The 17,763-nt window shown below is 71.8% G+C and carries 18 protein-coding genes; 7 read left to right on the plus strand and 11 right to left on the minus strand.

The genetic code is table 11. From position 1 onward, the window contains the following. Nucleotides 1–43: 43 nt before the first annotated feature. From ACIBFB_RS07175 to ACIBFB_RS07195, 5 genes are all read left to right on the plus strand, one after another. Complete coding sequence (locus tag ACIBFB_RS07175) at nucleotides 44–574, plus strand: DUF4913 domain-containing protein (RefSeq protein WP_397227204.1); 531 nt, start codon at nucleotides 44–46, stop codon at nucleotides 572–574. 181 nt (nucleotides 575–755) lie between these two features. Continuing rightward, entirely contained in the window at nucleotides 756–1,241 is a 486-nt protein-coding gene (locus tag ACIBFB_RS07180) for a hypothetical protein (protein ID WP_397227206.1), read from the plus strand. After that, a complete protein-coding gene (locus tag ACIBFB_RS07185) occupies nucleotides 1,238–1,639 on the plus strand; it encodes a hypothetical protein (protein ID WP_397227208.1) in 402 nt (133 codons plus the stop codon). The genes ACIBFB_RS07180 and ACIBFB_RS07185 overlap by 4 nt, the downstream gene beginning before the upstream one ends. Then, on the plus strand, nucleotides 1,627–2,493 hold the full coding sequence (locus ACIBFB_RS07190) for a hypothetical protein (RefSeq protein WP_397227210.1): 867 nt from the start codon (nucleotides 1,627–1,629) through the stop codon (nucleotides 2,491–2,493). Before ACIBFB_RS07185 ends, ACIBFB_RS07190 begins: the two co-directional genes overlap by 13 nt. Before the next feature lie 21 nt (nucleotides 2,494–2,514). Beyond that, complete coding sequence (locus ACIBFB_RS07195; protein ID WP_397227212.1) at nucleotides 2,515–3,009, plus strand: hypothetical protein; 495 nt, start codon at nucleotides 2,515–2,517, stop codon at nucleotides 3,007–3,009. A 106-nt stretch (nucleotides 3,010–3,115) separates the two neighbouring features. Here the strand turns inward: ACIBFB_RS07195 and ACIBFB_RS07200 are convergent, their stop codons facing one another. Next, on the minus strand, nucleotides 3,116–4,579 hold the full coding sequence (locus ACIBFB_RS07200; RefSeq protein ID WP_397227214.1) for an alanine/glycine:cation symporter family protein: 1,464 nt from the start codon (nucleotides 4,577–4,579) through the stop codon (nucleotides 3,116–3,118). Nucleotides 4,580–5,143: 564 nt separating this feature from the next. Between ACIBFB_RS07200 and ACIBFB_RS07205 the strand changes: the two genes are divergently transcribed. Then, nucleotides 5,144–6,898 (plus strand): NAD+ synthase, encoded by a 1,755-nt coding sequence (locus ACIBFB_RS07205; RefSeq protein ID WP_397227216.1) that lies wholly within the window; start codon nucleotides 5,144–5,146, stop codon nucleotides 6,896–6,898. A gap of 84 nt (nucleotides 6,899–6,982) precedes the next feature. Here the strand turns inward: ACIBFB_RS07205 and ACIBFB_RS07210 are convergent, their stop codons facing one another. The 7 genes from ACIBFB_RS07210 to ACIBFB_RS07240 form a co-directional block, all read right to left on the minus strand. After that, entirely contained in the window at nucleotides 6,983–7,465 is a 483-nt protein-coding gene (locus ACIBFB_RS07210) for a hypothetical protein (protein WP_397227218.1), read from the minus strand. 107 nt (nucleotides 7,466–7,572) lie between these two features. After that, complete coding sequence (locus ACIBFB_RS07215; RefSeq protein ID WP_397227220.1) at nucleotides 7,573–8,775, minus strand: hypothetical protein; 1,203 nt, start codon at nucleotides 8,773–8,775, stop codon at nucleotides 7,573–7,575. Nucleotides 8,776–8,820: 45 nt separating this feature from the next. Beyond that, on the minus strand, nucleotides 8,821–9,303 hold the full coding sequence (locus ACIBFB_RS07220; protein WP_397227222.1) for a hypothetical protein: 483 nt from the start codon (nucleotides 9,301–9,303) through the stop codon (nucleotides 8,821–8,823). A gap of 55 nt (nucleotides 9,304–9,358) precedes the next feature. After that, on the minus strand, nucleotides 9,359–9,871 hold the full coding sequence (locus ACIBFB_RS07225; RefSeq protein ID WP_397227224.1) for a hypothetical protein: 513 nt from the start codon (nucleotides 9,869–9,871) through the stop codon (nucleotides 9,359–9,361). Between the two features lie 244 nt (nucleotides 9,872–10,115). Next, complete coding sequence (locus ACIBFB_RS07230; protein WP_397227226.1) at nucleotides 10,116–12,305, minus strand: protein kinase; 2,190 nt, start codon at nucleotides 12,303–12,305, stop codon at nucleotides 10,116–10,118. A 264-nt stretch (nucleotides 12,306–12,569) separates the two neighbouring features. Beyond that, nucleotides 12,570–12,695 carry a hypothetical protein gene (locus tag ACIBFB_RS07235; protein ID WP_397227228.1) on the minus strand — a complete coding sequence of 42 codons (126 nt, stop codon included), beginning with the start codon at nucleotides 12,693–12,695 and terminating at the stop codon, nucleotides 12,570–12,572. A gap of 289 nt (nucleotides 12,696–12,984) precedes the next feature. Continuing rightward, nucleotides 12,985–13,206 carry a hypothetical protein gene (locus ACIBFB_RS07240; RefSeq protein WP_397227230.1) on the minus strand — a complete coding sequence of 74 codons (222 nt, stop codon included), beginning with the start codon at nucleotides 13,204–13,206 and terminating at the stop codon, nucleotides 12,985–12,987. 239 nt (nucleotides 13,207–13,445) lie between these two features. Between ACIBFB_RS07240 and ACIBFB_RS07245 the strand changes: the two genes are divergently transcribed. Next, nucleotides 13,446–14,807, plus strand: coding sequence for a hypothetical protein (locus tag ACIBFB_RS07245; RefSeq protein ID WP_397227232.1), 1,362 nt, complete (start codon nucleotides 13,446–13,448; stop codon nucleotides 14,805–14,807). 19 nt (nucleotides 14,808–14,826) lie between these two features. Here the strand turns inward: ACIBFB_RS07245 and ACIBFB_RS07250 are convergent, their stop codons facing one another. From ACIBFB_RS07250 to ACIBFB_RS07260, 3 genes are all read right to left on the minus strand, one after another. Continuing rightward, nucleotides 14,827–15,447 carry a hypothetical protein gene (locus ACIBFB_RS07250; RefSeq protein WP_397227234.1) on the minus strand — a complete coding sequence of 207 codons (621 nt, stop codon included), beginning with the start codon at nucleotides 15,445–15,447 and terminating at the stop codon, nucleotides 14,827–14,829. Nucleotides 15,448–15,523: 76 nt separating this feature from the next. Continuing rightward, nucleotides 15,524–16,984: a hypothetical protein gene (locus tag ACIBFB_RS07255; protein ID WP_397227236.1), complete on the minus strand. Its 1,461-nt coding sequence runs from the start codon at nucleotides 16,982–16,984 to the stop codon at nucleotides 15,524–15,526. A gap of 132 nt (nucleotides 16,985–17,116) precedes the next feature. Then, entirely contained in the window at nucleotides 17,117–17,761 is a 645-nt protein-coding gene (locus ACIBFB_RS07260) for a YigZ family protein (RefSeq protein WP_397227238.1), read from the minus strand. Nucleotides 17,762–17,763 lie beyond the last annotated feature (2 nt).

The raw sequence follows: 17,763 nt of genomic DNA on the forward strand, positions 1-17,763 counted from the left end.
GGCCCCGACACGTTGAACACCGTGGGAAGAGACGACGCAGGACATGAGCGCTGAGCAGAACCAGCAGGTGAGCGGGCAGACGGAACTCCCCGAGGGCGTGTGGGGGGAGCCCGAGTACGCGGAGCGGCTGAGCCCGGGGGCGCCCGGCCTCACCTCGGAGGCCCCCGACGTCACCGCCGCGGTCGCCGGGGTGGACGCGGGCGGCGACGGCGACGGGATCGAGGACGAACCGGCTCCGGAGCCGGTGTTCAAGAACGTCGAGGAGTTCGTCCGCCTGCGGTTCCTGCCGGTCTACGTCCGTCCCGAGGGCGGCCAGTTCCGCTGGTGCAAGGAGTGGTGGCGGCACGCCGAGGCGGTCTCGCGGTTCCAGGCGCTGTGGCACGCGTGGGAGGTGCTGCGCTGGGAGGCGGGCACCGGCATGGCCGTCTGGTACCGCGACCACCTGGACTTCCAGATGAACATCCTGCTCGGTGACACGGGTCCGTTCCGGGAGTGCACGTCGCGCCGCCACCAGGAACCGCGACCGCTGCCCGCCGAACCCGCCCCCGAGGGCTGGTTCGAGGACGAGTGGTGATCGCGTAGGACGGACATGACGAAGGGACCGCGGGGACTCCGCGGTCCCTTTCTCGTGGTTCCCGACTGTTCACCCGGCGGTCGCCGTGCCGATCCCCGTCGAGGAAGGTCCCGTCCACCCGTCCCAGTAGACATGTCCCGGCCCGCGAACGCGGGGATGGACGGACCGGGAAGGCGCGCGGGTGGACCCCCTCCAGTTGGTGATGACGCTCGGCTCCGCCTTCATCAGCGCGACCAGTGTCCTCGTCGCCTCGGTCGCCCTCGGCGCCCGTTGGGAGGGACGCAGCGAGTCGGACCGGGAACTCGCGGACGCCAAGGCCTACGAGATGCGGGTGATGCGGGACCCCCGCGTGACCGAGGTCAGGTACCTCGAGGCTCTTCTGAGCGCGTACGACTCCGCGCACAAACCCGTGGACAAGGACCTGGAGAGACGCACGCAGCTGGTCAGCCGGGCCGAGAGCGAGGCCCAGACCCGCGCGAGGTTCGTCCAGACCTACCTGGAGACGCTGCGGGACTACGAGCAGGTCTCCGGGCGGGTGCTGGACCACGACCGGACCAGGGGGGTGCGCGGCGTCCTGCGGAGCGCGCGCCGCGGCCTCACCCGGCCGTTCAGGGGTGAGCGCGCGCCCGGGCCCGCCACGCGCAGCGGCAAGGGGGTGCGGATGTGACCGAGGCCATCGTCATCGCGCTCGCGGCGGGGCTGCTCGCCACGGCCCGGTGGGCGCTGAGCGGCTTCCACGCGGCCCGCCGTGTGCATCCGCCGCGGGGGTGGACCGAGACGGACGCGAGAGCGGACGCGGAGCGGGCCCTGGAGCGGTCGGGCGACCTCGGCGCGTCCACGGGGCACGTGCGGGCGTGGCGCGATCTGCTGTCGGCCGCCGCTGAGGAGGCGGCGCGGGCGCCCGTCGGGGGTGAGGCGCCCGAGGGTCGTGAGGCCCTGCGGAGTGCGTTCGACCGGGAGGAGCGCCGGATCCGATCAGCGCTCTCCGACCTGGAGACGCCCGGGGCCTCCGGCCCCGCCCGATCCGGCGACGCGTGGGAGGGGACTGACCAGTGGAGTGGTTGATCGCGGCCGGGGCGGTCCTGGGAACGGTCTTCGGTTCCGCCGTCGTCGTGTTCCGCCGGAGTCTGGAGAAGGCACGCGAGGGCGGCCGTTCCAAGGTCGAACACGTCAGGGCGGAGGCGGAACGGATCCGCGCCCGGGCCAACGCGCTGCTCCTCGAGACCGAGGTGAAGGCGCCCGGACTGCGCACGCGGGCCCAGAGCGCGGAGCAGGCGGGAACCCAGGGCCGCACCGCCGACGAGATCCTGGAGCGGCAGCGGGCGGCGGAGGCCTCCGCCCGCCGGTCGGCGCAGTCCTTCAACGCGGCCCTGGGCCAGCACCGGAGAGGGTTCGACGTGCTCCGGGACGTCGGGCTGCTCCGTGACGGCGCGGCTGGGCCGACGGTCGACGTCAGCCGTCCCCCGGCACGGGCGCGGGAGGACGCGGCCGAACTCGGGCGTCTGATCCAGGAGTTGGAGTGGTTCAGAGTCAACGGCGACGAACTCGGCATCAGCGGCCCGCTGTCCACCCCGGTCGCGATCACCGAGGGCGAGGTCGCCTCGATCAGGGCTGAGCTGAGCCGACCGGACCGCGTCGACAAGCGGCGCATCCACGCGCTCACACACGCGGTGCCGCTCGGACGCGATCTACTCGCGGAGAGCCCGGACCGGCCCGATCGCGCCGGGGAGGGGCTGAGCCGTGGACGCACCCCGGGGACGGTGTCCGGATCCGACCCGCTCAAGGAGGTTCCGACGACCCTGACCGCGGCTCTGGAGAAGCAGAGGCAGAGGGGGACGGGCCGACCCGAGATGCCGCGGCGCCTGAACGTCGAGAAGGCCCGCCAGAGGGTCCCGCGGCCCTCGGGACCGAAACCGTGAGACGTGGAGGAGGAAGCGCTGATGGGCACACTCGACGTGGGTGACGTCGTCACGCTGCTGGTGGCGGTCGCGGCGGTGGCGGTCTGCGTCTGGGTCGCCTCCGAGTCGGTCAGACGGGTCCGGGGACACCGGTTCGACCACCCGTCGGCGCTGCTCGGCAGGGACGGACAGACTGAGGAGCACGCGCTGCGCCGCGGCTTCCTGGAGCGCCGGTACGCGCTGGTGGACACAGCGAGCGCCCAGGTGCGCGAGGGCGCCCGTCTGGGCGGCTCCGGGGCGACGGCCGCCGACCTCCCCGACCCGGTGCGGGTCGTGGCGGATCTCGACCGGGACCTCGCGCGTCTGGACTCCGAGGAGAAGTGGCGCGTCGATCGGCTGCGGGCGGAGTTCGAGGACCGGCGGAAGCTGGCCGAACGCCGGCGCGACGCCGCCCGGTGGCTGGACGTCGCGTGCGTCGGGGCGGCTTCGCTGGTGGCCGGAGGCTCCATGGCCGCGGCGGTCGCGACGCTGTTCTGACCGGCCCGGTCCGCCCTCGTCAGACGGGGACGCACCGGGCACGGCTGGGTGTGGCGCCGCTGGGGTCACGCCACACCCGGGGAAGGGGAACACCGGTCCGGGACGGTCAGACCGTGGTGGTGTTCCCGCGGAAGCGCTCCACGTCCTCCTGCTCCCAGCACTCCACGTTGGCCAGCTCGGGCATGGTGTCCTTGGTGAACACCGGGTCCTTGCCCTGCTTGCGCTGCTGGACGAAGTCGCTGAGCAGTCGGCACGCGATCGGCGCCAGGAAGGCCAGCGCGGCCAGGTTGACCAGGGCCATGAGCCCCATGGTGGTGTCGGACAGGGTCCAGACGACGCCGCCGGAGCCGATCGCGCCGAGGAAGGTCACCACGATCACCACCGCCCGGAAGCCGGTCATGGCCGCGGGGTTGCGGGTCAGGTAGCTGACGTTGGCCTCACCGTAGAAGGTGTTGCCGAGGACCGAGGTGAAGGCCACCAGCAGGATGATCAGCGTGAGCAGGTGCAGCGCCCAGGAACCGAGGTTGGCCTCCAGCGCGTTCTGGGTGAGCGTGGGACCGGCCTCCGCGCCGTAGGTGGGGTTGGAGACGAGGATGATGAACGCCGTGGTGGAGCAGACGATCAGCGTGTCGAAGTAGACGCCCAGGGTCTGCACGAGGCCCTGCTTGACCGGGTGGCTGACCGCGGCGCTGGCGGCGGCGTTGGGCGCGGAACCCAGGCCCGCCTCGTTGGAGAACATGCCGCGGCGCATGCCCTGCACGATCGCCGTGCCGATGCCGCCCGCGGCGATCTCCCGCAGGCCGAACGCGTGGGTGACGATCTCGGCCAGGACGGCGGGGACCTGGCCGATGTTCATCGCGACCACGGCCAGACCCATCACGAGGTAGACCCCGGCCATGAACGGCACCAGCAGCGTCGCGGTCTTGGCGACCCGGCGCCCGCCGCCGAAGATGATGACGCCGGTGACGGCGGCGAGGACCACGCCCACGGCGTAGGGGATCCACGAGGCGGCGTCGTTCCCCGTGGCGGTGGAGACCGTGTTGGAGATGGCCGCCGCGATGGTGTTGCTCTGCACGCTCGTGAACACCAGGCCGAAGGTCACGGTGATGATGATCGCGAAGAGCACGCCCATCCACCTGGACCGGAGCCCGTACTCCATGTAGTAGGCGGGGCCGCCGTAGTAGCCCTCCTTGCCCCGTGACTTGTAGAGCTGGGCGAGGGTGGACTCGACGAAGCTCGCGGCGCCGACCAGCAGCGCCATGGCCCACATCCAGAAGATGGCGCCGGGGCCGCCGAGGGCGATCGCGGTGGCCACGCCGGCGATGTTGCCGGTGCCGATGCGGGCGGCGGCCGACACGGCGAAGGCCTGGAACGCGGAGATGGGCTTGCCGCCGTCGGCCGCGAGACCGGGGTCGCCGCGCATGGCGCGGAACATCTCCGGGACGAGACGGAACTGCACGGCGCCGGAGCGGACCGTGAAGTACAGGCTCAGGATGATCAGCAGGGGGATGAGCAGGTACGCCCAGAACACATCGTTGAAGGCGACGATGCCCTCGTTCACGGCATCCACAGGGGGACTTTCCCTTCGTCGTCGGCGGAGACGGCGTTGTCTCGCTCCGCGACCGATTCATGTCCCGCGGGGGGCAGGGCGGGTGTGCGTGGTCTGATCTGCTTCCGGACACGGGGTGACCGATCCGCCGAGGTCATCGCCGCGAGTCACCTGGAGACCCGTGGGGGTGGTTCGGGCCGCGGACCAGGAAACGGCAAATCCGACGCGAACGCAAGATAGATCACGAGTGGCCATGACCCCCACCACTCGGCCCCTCGGCACGCACCACGGGGCACGAGGGGCGGAGCGGGCCTGGCACGGAACACCGACACCGGCCCGGGAAGGACGTGCTGAACGGGCGTTTCCTCCGAAACGGGACCGCGTCCCACCGAATGCGGAACGCGGTGCCATCCCGGAACGCGCCCGACCAGAGCGGAATTCTGTTGTGACGCGAATCACATCCACAATACCGCCAAGGCGACAGGGAATGGCTATACGCACACGCTCAGCGACCACCCGAGAATTCGATGTTATGCAATCGAGACATGTTGCGGGCGTGTTAACTCGTTCGCTACTGTCGCCGCCGTGGTACAACTTCGTATAGCTCTGGCCCAGACCAACCCGACCGTGGGTGACCTGGAAGGTAACTGCGACAGCGTCGTCGCGCACGCTCGCCTCGCGAGTGACGCTGGAGCCCATCTCGTCGTTTTTCCCGAGATGGTCGTGACGGGATACTCGGTCGAGGATCTCGCCCTACGGGACGCCTTTGTCTCCGCGTCCGTCAAAGCCACTCATGCCCTCGCGGAACGCCTTTCGGCGGAGGGTCTCGGACACCTTCCGGTGGTCGTCGGCTTCCTCAGCCGGAGGGAAGGGCCCGGCCCCCGGTTCGGCCAACCCTCGGGCGCCCCGCAGAATTCGCTCGCGGTGCTGCACCACGGCCGGATCCGCCTCGCGTCGGCCAAGTACCACCTGCCCAACTACGGCGTCTTCGACGAGTTCCGCTACTTCGTCTCCGGGGACACCCTCCCCGTCCTACGGCTGCACGGCGTCGACATCGCCTTCGCCATCTGCGAGGACCTGTGGCAGGACGGCGGCCCCGTCGCCGCCGCGGCCGACACCGGGGCCGGGATGCTCATCACCCTCAACGGCTCCCCCTACGAGCGGCACAAGGACGACGTGCGGCTCGGACTGTGCCAGCGGCGCGCACGCGAGATCGGCGCCGCCATCGGCTACGTCAACATGACCGGCGGCCAGGACGACCTGGTCTTCGAGGGCGACTCCCTCATCGTCGACGCCGACGGGGAGCTCGTCGCCCGGGCCGCGCACTTCGAGGAGGAACTCCTGGTCACGGACGTGCGCCTGCCCCGGGCGCTGCCGGGTTCGGACCAGCTGGAGCGGACGGGCGGCTTCCGGATCGTCCGGTACACCGTGTCGGACCAGCCCCTGGCGCCCTACGAGGCGCGGCGACCCGTGCTCACCCCCCGGCGCGACCCCCTGAGCGACCTCGGCGAGGTCTACACCGCGCTCGTCACCGCCGTGCGCGACCACGTCCGCAAGAACGGGTTCACCTCGGTCCTGGTGGGCGTCTCCGGCGGCGTCGACTCCGCGCTCACCGCCACCATCGCCGCCGACGCCGTCGGGGCGGCCAACGTGCACGCCGTGCTCATGCCGGGCCCGGACACCGGAGACGGGGCGCTGGGCGACGCCGAGGACCTGATCAAGCGGCTGGGACTCACCCGCAGGCTCTACCCCGTGCACCAGCTGATCGACGCGCTGAAGTCGGCCGTCGCCGTGGAGGGACCGGGGCGGCGCGACCGGCTGACCCAGGCCAGGGGCGCGCTCGTCCTGGCCCTGTCCCGGGAGGAGGGGCACCTGGTCCTGGCGACCGGGAACAAGAGCGAGCTGGCGACCGGGATGTGCGTCCACCACGGCGACGGTGTGGGCGCCTACGCGCCGCTCAAGGACTGCTGGAAGACCCTGGTGTGGGAGCTGGCCCACTGGCGCAACGCCCGCGACGCCAAGGAGGGGAGGATCCCGCCGATCCCCGGGCGCTCCGTCAGCCGCGACCCGATCGGAGCGTGGGACACGGTGACCCCGGAGGTTCCGGTGCCTCCGGCGTACGAGGTGCTCGACGCGCTGCTGGACGCCTACATCGGCACCGACCAGGGCGCCGCCGCGCTGGTCGCCGCGGGTTTCGACGCGGACCTGGTACGCCACGTGATCAGGCTGGTCGACCGGGCCGAGCACAAGCGCCGCCACTACCCGCCGGGCCCGAAGATCACCAAACGCAACCTGGGACGGGACCGGCGCCTGCCGATCACCAACCGCTGGCTGACCTGATCCGGTCGCCGCGGGAGCCGACCCGGGAGCGGCCGTGCGGGCGGCGTCCCGGCGGCCGGACGGCCGCTCCGACCGGTCCGCGCGTCAGGAGAAGAGGGGAAGCGCCGCGGCCACCAGGGCGACCATCGCGGCGACGGACAGGACGAGGAGCACGGCGTCGGCGGCCAGCGCCGTGCGCCGGCGCCGGCGGTAGCGCGCCAGCTCCTCCTCGGTCTCCGCGTCGATGCGTTCGAGTTCCTCGTCCGCCCTGGTCCGCCGCTCCTCGAAGGACGCGTTCAGCGCCTCCAGTTCTCGGCGCAGGCCGTGCTCCTCGGCGATGGCCTCGGTTCCGTCAGGCACGGTCGTGTCGTTCGCCAGCGCCTCGACGACCCGCTCCTTGCGGTCGATGAGTTCCCTCTCCACGCGCAGTGCGGCCGAGGCGACGTTCTGCCTCCTCCGTGTCCCCTCGTTGCGCACGCCCAGCCCGGCGTCGAAGAGACCGCGCTGGCGGATCCTCAGGAAGGAGTTCCCCGCGATGACCGCGGCCGTGAGGAAGAAGACGTAGAAGGCGAGCTGGTCAATGTCCATCGGGGTGGTCCTTCGGGCGGAGCGGCGGGAGTGCGCGGCCGTTCGGCGGGCCTGCCGGGTCGGGTGTCGACGGGATCGGGGTCGGGGTCGGGGTCGGGGTCCTCATGTCAGCGACCCGCCCGCCTGGTGATCCTGGACAGAAGACCCCCGCGACGCAACTCGACGAGCCCGCGCGGGTCCGGCGAGGGCGACAGGTTCCGGCCCTGACGTGCCTTCTGGTCCCCGTCCAGCGTCTTACCGGTGTCGTTGTGGAACTGCCTCGCCGCCGCGCCCGACAGGGTGAGGTGCCCGGTCTCCCTGAGCGTCGTGAGGATCTTCTCCCCGGCCTCCATGCCGTTGTTCCTGACGATGTCCTCGATGGTCTTCGGGTAGTCGGCCAGGATGTTGCTCACCCAGTTCTCGAAGTCGGGCAGCTTGCCCTGTTCGAGGGCGTCCCGGGCGCCGAACCGGATGTCCATCCCGAGGATGTTGTAGGCGTCCTTGATGTGCCGGTCCATGAGGTCGAGGTTGTCGCGTACGGCGGCGATGCTCCTCTCGGTGGCCCTGACCTCCTCCACGGAGAGAAGGTCCTCGGGCTGGTACCTGGACGCCTCGATCAGGGTCCTCATGTCGTCCGGGGAGACGCTGTTCCGCTGGAACCCGCCCCGCCTCAGACCGGCCACTCCCCTCAGGACCGCCGCCGGAGCCTGTGACTCCCGCGCCAGAGCGGCGGCGTCGTCCCTGGAGAACCGCTCCCCGTTCGCGATGAGCGTCAGCGTCCGCTCCGAGAGCTTGGACTCGTGCAGCAGGCTCTGGAGTTCGGCCGCACCGAGCCCCGTCCGCTTCGCCAGGCGATCCATCACCTCTCCGGCGAGGACCGGCGTGTTCGGCAGCAGCGGCCTGATCGTGACGGTGGACCCCGGCCGCATCATCTCCTCGAAGGTCTGGTCGGTGAGGCCGTGGGCACGGAGGTTCTCCACGACCGCGTTCACGACCCCCAGCTGGCGTTCGAGGATGAGCAGGTTGGTCGAGGCCTCCAGGGTGATGGCCTCGCCCTCCATCCTGGCGGCGGACTCGGTGAGGGGGAACTCCTCCCGGTTCCACACCTCGGTGTTGATCTGCCGGGCGATCTCCTGGATTCTGACGCGTTCGTTCTCGGTCAGCTCGTGGAGGTCGTGATCCGACTTCGCCTTCTTGATGGGCAGGTACCTGCTGGCCGCCCTCGCGGCGTACACGCCGAAGCCGAACGCGCCCAGGTTGGCGATCGTCGCCGCGAAGGTGGACAGCACCGTCCCCAGCGTGCCGCCGAGGCCCGAAAAGAACTCAAACAAGGTCTTCCTCCCGCCCTACGGCCGGGTCGTGTCCAGAGGGATCGGTCACCCGACGAACAAGGCGCTGACGAGCAGTGCCACGAGCACGGCCATGCACGCGGCGTGGACGTAGCGCATGGACACCCGCCGGCGCTCCTCGGTTCGCCCAGCACCGCCTGTGGAGCTCGTCTTCTGCTCCCGCTCCACGGAGTCGGCGATCTCCCCGTCGAGCTCGGCGACCATGGCGGAGTACTCCGCGATCCGCGCCTCGGCCTTCTCCGAGAGGTCCGGGGCGAGTTCCTCCGCGTCCGAGAACGTGCGGTAGTTGGCCATCCCGACCATGTTGTCCAGGACCGCGCTCTTCTCCAGCACCGCGCTCCTGCCCATGCTCAGGGGGTTCTCCCTCAGCTCCGACCAGCGGGTCTCGTTGAGGGTGTCGTGGAAGTCCGGAAGGCTCCTGGGATGGACTCCGGACCTGTCCAGGAGTTCCGTCACGACGAACCTGGCGGCGTAGAGGAGCAGGACGACCGCACAGACCACGGACAACATGGACCCACCTTCGACTGATCCGACTGAGACTTCCCGGGTCGGGGACCCGAACGGCTCACGAGAGCTTCGACCTTCTGTTCTCGGCGCCACCGCTCGCCGCTGTGAGCTGCCCCTTGAGGGCGACTCCGTGGCGCGCGGCGACACTCTCCCTGTCCCGGAAGTCCTGCACGCGGTCCTGCCCCTCCTTCTTGGCGAGGTAGCCCGTGATCGCCTTCCTGTGGAAGGGGATGGACCACAGGTTGGTGAGGTGCTGGCCGATGTTCTCCACCGCGGTCCGGATCGTAGTGGCGACCCGGCTCACGCGTTGGACGTAGATGTTGTCGAGGTCCGCGACCCTCAGGTAGGCGGGTGTGTTCTTCGCCTTCTGTCGCCGGGCCTCCCTGGCCTGCTCGTCGTTGAAGGCGTGGATCTCGTGGCCCTGGAGATCGTTCTTGGCCATGGCGGTGTCCAGGTACGACTTCCAGAACACGCCGACGGCCGCCCCGCCCAGGAGGTTCAGGTAGATGGGCGAGGACGAGATCATCGCCCACAGGGCCGACCCCAACTGCCCCAACGACGCCAGATCCATTGGTGTGGTAGCCCTTCGACGCGACCAGCGGAAGACGACGGACCGCTTCGGCGCGACCGCGCTCACGGAGGCGAAGCGTCCACTGTCAGCGGGGGTCGAGAGCAGGGATCCCCGGTGAACGTGTGAGAAGTGTGCCCCGCGGAAAGCCTTGCTGAACAGGAGATGAAGCGCGAGGTGGGGTACATCATAGGGATCATCGGGTCATTTGTCCCCTCCCGGCAGGAAACGCACCACCTGTCCCAGGTCAGCTCCGGTCGGTGCAGACCTCCGCCGAGGGGGCGAGGACCTCGGCGGACTCCACCGCGACCACCCGGAAGCAGTACTCCACGGTGGGGTTGAGCCCGCTGATCTCCACCTCGGCCGCGCCGCTCTCCACGTCCGCCATCGACGACGACGCGCCGCCGACCGGTCCGCCCACCACGTAGTGCGGGGTGTCGCCGCCGGTGTTGTCGGTCCACGTCAGGGAGACGCTGAAGGACTCGTCGACCACCGCCACATCCGTGGGAGCGATGTCCGCGCCGGTCTCGGGCCGGGCCTCCCCCTCCTCCACCGCGGGTTCGGTGCTCTCCCCGCCCTCGGCGACGTCGGACGGCGCGTTCTCGGGAGCCCCGGAGGACGCGAAGGAGCTGACGAGGACGTAGCCGCCCGCTCCCAGGGTCACGACCACGAGGACCACGAGGCCCGCCAGCGTGAGCACGCCCGTCAGCCTCGTGCGCCGCTCGTCCGGGTCCGTGGGGTCGCCGCCGATCCCGGAGGACGGCCGCCAGTCGGCGGGTTCGCCGGCCGACCACGGCGCCGGTGCGGGGGGCTGGGCCCTCGGGCGTACCGGTTCCGCTGGCCGGACGGGCGGTTCGGGACGTCCGAACGGCGGCGGAGGCGGCGGGGCGGGGTGGGACGGCGCGGGGGTGGCGGGGCCGGACGGCACGGCGTCGCCCGGCGCCTCCCGGGCGGGCTTCCGGTCGGCGTCCTCCGGCTCGGCGGGCGGGTTCCCGTCGGCGCCCGACGGCGTGCGGACCTCGGGCGGGGCCGCGGGCGCGGGCCGCTCCGCCGCGGGCGCGGGGCCGGGCTCCGGGTCCTCCCACCAGGGAGGTTCCCCGTCCGCCTCGCGTTCCCGCGTCGACACCCCGTCGGCGGAGGCGTCATCGGCCCCGGTGGAACCGTCCGGCTCCGCGGACGTCCCGCCCACCGGATCGCTGTGTTCGGGCTCCTCCCACCAGGACAGCTCCCCGTCGGGCTCGGCCGACGGCTCGCCCAGCGGCTCCGTGCCCACGGACCTCTCCCACCACGGAGCGTCCCCGGCTGCCTCCGCCGGCCGGATCACCGGCGTCGGCTCGGTGCCCTCCGGCTCCGCGTCGTCGGGGTCCTCCCACCACGGGACCGCCGCGTCGGGCTCGGTCGGCCTCTCGTCCTCCGGCGCGGTGGCGTCGGCCTCCTCCCACCAGGGCGTCTCCCCCTGGTCCTCCTTCGCGGTCTCGCCCAGCGTGGTCACCGGCGCGAGCCGGTCGGCCTCGACCTCAGCGCCCTCCTCGGCGGACTCGTCGGAAGCGGGCACGTCGGAAGCGGGTTCGTCGGAGGCAGGCACGAGCCCGGCGTCGGGGTCGGGGCCGGACGGCGACCGCTCCAGCCGCAGCGCCTCGGCGAACTCCTCCGCGCTCGGAATCCGCTGGTCCGGGTCCTTGACCAGCGCCCGGCGCAGGACGGCGTTCAGCCAGTCCGGCACGTCCTCACGGGGCAGGTCGGACACAGGCGCCGTGAGCAGGCGCGTCCGGTACTCCTCCAGGCCGACGGGCGCGTCCTCGTCGTCGAACGGCGCGCGCCCCGCCAGGAGGGTCCACACCGTGGACGCGAGCCGGTAGACGTCCGACGCCGGGCTCGGACGGGCGCCGCGCAGCTCCTCGGGCGGAGCGTTCCGCAACGTCGCCCGCGAGTGGTACACGGGCGGGAACGGGTGGTCCGTCGGCAGCGCCGAACCGAAGTCGATCAGGGTCGGACCGGCGTCGGTCCGCAGGATGTTGGCCGGGGTCACCGCGTGGTGCAGCAGGTCCAGTCCGTGCACGGCGGCCAGTGCCCGTGCGATGGCGGCGCCCACCCGGACGGCCTCGTCGACGGGGATCGGGGTCCCGCGCCGGAGGAAGTCCTCGTAGCTGCCGTCGGGGGCGTACTCCATCAACAGGTACGGCCACCCCGCCTCGGTGGTGCCGGCGCCGAGCAGCGGCTGGACGCCGGGGCTGAGGGAGAGCTCCTCCCACAGGCCGGTCTCGTCCCGTCTGCCCTCGATCGGCCGACTCCCGAGGACCTTGGCCACCACGGAAGCGCCGTCGAAGTCCAGTTCTCCCTGGTACAGCACCGCGTCGTCACCGCGGTACAGCGTCGTCAGGGAGTGCGTGCCCGGAACCGGCGAGGCCGGTTCCTCCCGACGGCCGTTCCTCCTCATGCTGTGCCTCCTGACCACGTTCCCCGTGTGCGGCGGAGGGCACGAAGGCGCGGATGGACCCGTCCGACGTGCCGCCGTCAACCTTGATGCTCGGAGGAACGGAGAAGTTCCCGGGGGCGTCGCCTCCCGCCCGGCTCAGGGAGCGTAGCGCGTCGGGCCCGCGTCTGGAGGCGCTGGGCTGGACGACGTCACCGACGTGCCCTCGGGGCAGGGAGGGGCCGTCCGACGCCTAGCCGTCATCCGTGCGGCCCGCGGAGCCTCTGGTCACGGAGTATTCTTTTTCTTGCTGGAGATTCCCGTGAAATAACGACGCCGCAAAGCTCCGGCGCTCTCACCCATTTCACGGCCAGGAACTTGCTTTTCACCGGCAGGCTTCTCGTTCTTGGGCATCTCCTTAGGTGTGAGCGACCTCTCCCAGAGACTGGGCTTCTTTCCCTCATTCGACTTACTCGACCCTGATTTCTGACTGCTGTTTCCAGGCGTCGGGTTCTCAGGCATCGGCTTAGGGGTGAAAATGCCCATTCTTTGCTTCCTTCGTATCCGTTGCCCCACAACATTGCCGGGCAAATAGGAGGGGTGTGGTTCCTGGTCGCGGCGCCGGTCTTCCGCATTCGTGTGGGCCGTGGCGACAGCGTCCCGGCATCGCCCCGCCTACCGAGGGCCGACCGCTGTCAGCGGATCACCTGCCGCGCCCGGGGCTGTTCTCGCCGATATTGCGCAGCCTGGATTCGAGATCCGCACGTCGGTGCCGTGATTCCGACTCCCTGTCGCGTTTCTCTCGGGCCGCCACTTCCCTCGGAGAGTCGCGCTGCGCGTTCCTCCTGCGGGCGGACAACTCTCGGGGACTCATGCGGGCGATGTCCTCCGTGCCCCGGATCCCACTGCCGTCGTCGTCGGCCATGAGGCCTCCTTGTCTGCAAGATCGTGACCGTGCGGCCCTTCGGCGCCCCGTACCGATGGCCGATCTTCGACGAGAACCCGCCACCGGGTCAAGGGGTCTCATGGGGGGCAGGTGCCGCCGCGCGACGAACGTGCGGGCGCCGACGGACGGCGCGACGCCTCCCGAGCGACTACCATCCCCTCAACAGGCGGTCGCAGCTGTCCCCAGCCCCGGACTCCCCCCGACGGATTGGACCCCCAGTGCCAGAACCGCGTCCCCTCCCCGCCACCACCGACCAGCGCCGCGCCGCGCTCGACGGGGTCGCGGCGGCCTACCTCGAACTACTCGACCCGCGCGCCGCCTTCTCCGCGATCCCCGGCGACCTCGTCGAACGGGCCATCGACGCCTGGAGCGCCCGACAGGCGAACGCGACGACCACGTGGGACGCCGCCCGGCGCACGGCGTTCCCCCACGGGGCCCGCGATCACGGAAATCTGGTCGGTCTGGCCGAGGCCTTGCTGGACAGGGGGCATCCGCTGGCCGCGGCGGCGGTCCATGCCGAACGGCTGCGCGCGTCCGACTACCGGGAGCGCGCGTTCCGCACGAGGCGCGCGGACATCGAGCAGTCGATCGCGCGCCTGCTGGAGCAGGCCGACCGCCCCCGCGACGCACTCCAGATGTACCTGTCCGCGTTCGAGGGGTTCTCCGCGGATCCCCACCGCTCCGCGTCGGTGAGGGAGTGCAGGGACGCGGTGAACAGGGTCCTCGACGCGCTCGGCGACGCCGACGGAGCGACGGTCCAGGTCGCCCAGGCCCGCGCCGAGGAGGCCGTGGCGGCCGAGGTGGAGCGGCTCGCGCGCGAGGACCGCGAGACCTTCGCGAACGGCAGGTCCACGGACGGCACGACCCGGTCGGAGTTCCGGAGCACCGAAGAGCTCCTCGACAGGTGCAAGCAGCATCTCGACGACAAGGAGTACGGCAGGGCGGAGGCGGTCGCCCGGGAGATCCACACACGGTTCACCGGTTGGGCGCCCACGTTCCACGGCATCCTGAACGCGACGATGCTCGCCGGACTCCTGGAGGCACGCGGCAGGGCGGCGGAGGCCGAGCCGCTGCGCGAGACCGCCTACCGCGCGTCCGCCCGTCTGTACGGGCCCGGCGATCCGCGGACGCTGGAAGTCGTCCGTGACTACGTCGACAACCTCAGGCTCAGCGGTCAGTACGAGAAGTCGTCCGCGGTCGCCAAGGCCGCGCAGAGAAAGGCCGGGAGGGCGCTGGGGAAGGCCCGGAGGATCCGTGACCTCCTCCGCTCCCCCGGACTCCGCGGCCTGCCCTCGGTCGTCGGAAAGGCGCTCGACGCCGCGATCACCTCACTCTCGATCAGCCACCAGCTCAGCCACGTGCGCGCCCTGACGGGCTTCGAGTCCGTCGAGGCGGGCCAGGGGGCGCGGCCGGGCGGCGAGGTCCGCCAGGGCCCTCCCCAGCTCTACACCAACACCGGGCACCGTCTGAGGGACGCCGTCGGGGGAACCCACAGGGACGGAAGGGCCCGGCAGGCTCTGTCGGGGATGCGGAGAGCCGTGACGGGCAACCGGCCGGGCGCTCCGCGGACCCTGGGCTGAGGACCCGCGGCGCGCCTCCTCAGCGGCCGTACGGGGGCTGTCGGTCCGGGTACGGCCGGCGTGCCTCGCGGAGGGTGTCCGGGCTCCCGATCCCCCGGGGGAACGGGGCCCGGAGCGCGGACGGGTGCGTGCCGTGCGCCAGGAGGGCGCGCTTGAGCCCCTCGACGTCGCGGACGCGCGCGATCAGGTAGTCGCCGTCCCCGGTCACGAACTCCATCCCCTGGCCGGGGCGACGCTTGGTGAAGTTCCCGTCGGTGCGGAGCGTGATGTCGCGCAGGCGGAAGCGCGCCCCGCCCGCGTAGACGATCGCGTCCGCGCGCAGCCGCGCGTGCCGGCTCTCCCCGACCTCCCCGAGGAACGGGGCCACCGCCTCCAGGAACGGCATCCTCGACAGCGTCAGCACCCCGTCGCGCACCTGGATCCGGACCGAGGCGACCCGGGAGATCCACAGGCTCACGAGAACCCCGGCCGCCAGCACCACGAGCACGTACGCCGTCGCCGGTCCGGCCTCGTACCGGAGGTAGAAGGCCGTGGACAGGGCGACGAACGGGACGGGGAGCAGGAAGCCGAACAGGCGCACCAGCGGGGCCACGGTGACCCGTTGGCGGTGGCGCGGTGCTGCGGGGTGGGGATGCGACACGGTGCTCACTTCCGGGGGATCGGCGTCTCCTCTGTCCGTCCGACGTGCGCCGCGGCCGATCGGTTTCCCCCGGATCTCAGCTGGGCTCGTCCGACGCGCCGTCGGTCGGCTCCGCCGTGGGCTCCTCGTCCGGCCGCGGACCGAAGACGAAGCGCTGCCGGTCCCGCACGAGGATGGCGTGTCCGCTGTCGTTGACCGCCTCCACGTACGCGGAGAGCTCGTCGGCGACGACGTCCATCGTCCGCGCCTCCAGGACCAGCTGTTCGTCCGCGCCGTCGTTGGTGCGGGAGTCGGCGAAGACGAGGCCCCCGTGCGCGAAGGCCGGCGAGATCGACACGTCGTCCTCCTCCAGCCCCCACAGCACGTCGCCCTCCGCGAGGTCGACGGCGACGAGGGTCGCCTCCCCGCTCGCCTGGGGCAGCAGGAGGGTGCCCGTGGTGCCGTCGTAGAGGCTGCCCGCCGCCTCCGCCGGGTCGAAGGGCTCGCCGACGGGGTTGGGGCCGGGTTCCTCCAGGGCCCACAGGAGCCCGCCGTCGCCGCGGTCGTAGGCGGCGAGCGTGGACGGCTCCTCGCGACCCGCCCAGCGCACGACCACGACGTCCGCGCCGGGTCCGGCGCCGTCGGCGCCCTCGTCCGCCTCACCGGGCAGCGTGTACAGGCCGAGGACGCTCGGAACCGGGGCCGGAGCCGAGGCGGGGCGTCCCAGGTCCTCGTCGACCCCGCTGACCGACCACAGCTCCTCGCCGGCCGCGTCCCCGTCCAGCGACGCGGCGCGCACGACGGGGCCGCCGGAGGCCATCAGCACTCCGCCGTCCCAGGCCGCGACGGGGACGCCCGCCACGGGCGCGTCCTCGTCCGTCCGGTCGCCGCCGTCCTCGGCGTCCTCCTCCGGTTCCTCGGCGGGTTCCCCGCCCGAACCGGTCGGGGACTCGTCGTCCGCGGGCGCCGGCGCGTCGAACGCGTACTCCCACAGGGTCGCGCCCTCGGTGTCCAGGACCGCGTAGTCGCCCTCGGGGGCGTCGAAGCTCCACCCGTCGGGGTACCGGACGGTGACGCCGTCGAGGTAGGTGTCGCCCTCCTCGGCGGCCTCCCACACGCGTTCTCCGAGGGCGTCCAGAACGAAGGCTCCGTCGTCGTCCGTCATCCGCATGACCGTCGCGCCGGACAGGTCGGTGTCGAATCCCCGGAACCGCGCCTCGCCCTCCCAGAGCGTCCCGCCGGTGGCGGCGTCGTGCAGCAGGTGGCGGTCGGCGCCGCCCGAGCTGATGAGGAAGGCCGCGCCGACGGGGCTGATCCGCACGCCCAGGGGGTCGTCCAAGATCTCGTGGACGTCCGCCTCGTCGCCGTGCAGGAAGCGCAGGACGGCGCCGTCGATCCCCGGCGGCGCCTCTCCGTCGAAGGAGGTCGGAAGCGGTGAGGGCGGACCCTCGGGTTCCGGCGCGGGCCGACCCTCGGGTTCGGGGTCGGTGGTGCACCCCGCGGCCAACAGCACCGCGAGACCACAGGACAGCACCTGGGGCACGCGTGGGCTGCGCATGGACGGTGACTCCCCACGAACGATGACGTATACGGCAAATCCTAGGTCGGCCCCATCGCGGCGACACGGGCGGGCGTCCACTCGTTACGGAGGTGTAAGCGTCGGGGACCGCCCGTGGCGTGCGCCTCGCGGTCAGGGCGCCGCGGGACCGTCGGCGCCGGGCTCCACCTCGACGACCGTGCTGCCCCGGACCCCGTACTCCGCTCTGCCGCCCGTCAGTTCGGCCAGGCGGACGCCGAAGCCGGGCAGATCGGGCTCGGGCAGGGCCACCTCGATCCGGACGCGGTCCTCGTAGGCGACGTCGCGCACGACCAGCGGCGAGTCGCGCAGGTCGCTCTCCAGCCGACCGCCGAGCACGTAGTCGGCGAACACGTCCACGACCAGCAGCCGCCGCCGTTCCAGGACCCCGAACTCGTCCACGGCGGCGGACACGGCGTTCCCGTAGGCGCGGATGAGGCCGCCCGCGCCGAGTTTCACCCCGCCGAAGTAGCGGGTGACCACGGCGACCGTGTCGGTGAGGCGGCGGTGCCGCAGGACCTCCAGCATGGGCACCCCGGCGGTGCCGCCGGGCTCGCCGTCGTCGCTGGAGCGCTGGACGCCGCCGTCCTCGCCGAGCACGTAGGCCGTGCAGTTGTGGTTGGCGTTCCAGTGCTCCCTGCGCCGCTCGGCGATGAAGTCGCGGGCGGCCTCCTCGCTGTCCACCCTGGCCAGCGCGCAGATGAACCGGGACTTCCGGATCTCGGTCTCGTGCTCGCCGCCGCGTCTGATGGTTCGCATGT

It is taken from the genome of Nocardiopsis sp. NPDC050513 (assembly GCF_044457925.1).
Classification (GTDB): domain Bacteria; phylum Actinomycetota; class Actinomycetes; order Streptosporangiales; family Streptosporangiaceae; genus Nocardiopsis.

Coding starts and splice junctions, on each gene's coding strand:
- ACIBFB_RS07175 (WP_397227204.1), top strand. CDS start 44: ATGAGCGCTGAGCAGAACCAGCAGGTGAGCGGGCAGACGGAACTCCCC.
- ACIBFB_RS07195 (WP_397227212.1), top strand. CDS start 2,515: ATGGGCACACTCGACGTGGGTGACGTCGTCACGCTGCTGGTGGCGGTC.
- ACIBFB_RS07210 (WP_397227218.1), bottom strand. CDS start 7,465: ATGGACATTGACCAGCTCGCCTTCTACGTCTTCTTCCTCACGGCCGCG.
- ACIBFB_RS07220 (WP_397227222.1), bottom strand. CDS start 9,303: ATGTTGTCCGTGGTCTGTGCGGTCGTCCTGCTCCTCTACGCCGCCAGG.
- ACIBFB_RS07225 (WP_397227224.1), bottom strand. CDS start 9,871: ATGGATCTGGCGTCGTTGGGGCAGTTGGGGTCGGCCCTGTGGGCGATG.
- ACIBFB_RS07230 (WP_397227226.1), bottom strand. CDS start 12,305: ATGAGGAGGAACGGCCGTCGGGAGGAACCGGCCTCGCCGGTTCCGGGC.
- ACIBFB_RS07235 (WP_397227228.1), bottom strand. CDS start 12,695: ATGCCCAAGAACGAGAAGCCTGCCGGTGAAAAGCAAGTTCCTGGCCGT.
- ACIBFB_RS07240 (WP_397227230.1), bottom strand. CDS start 13,206: ATGGCCGACGACGACGGCAGTGGGATCCGGGGCACGGAGGACATCGCC.
- ACIBFB_RS07255 (WP_397227236.1), bottom strand. CDS start 16,984: ATGCGCAGCCCACGCGTGCCCCAGGTGCTGTCCTGTGGTCTCGCGGTG.
- ACIBFB_RS07260 (WP_397227238.1), bottom strand. CDS start 17,761: ATGCGAACCATCAGACGCGGCGGCGAGCACGAGACCGAGATCCGGAAG.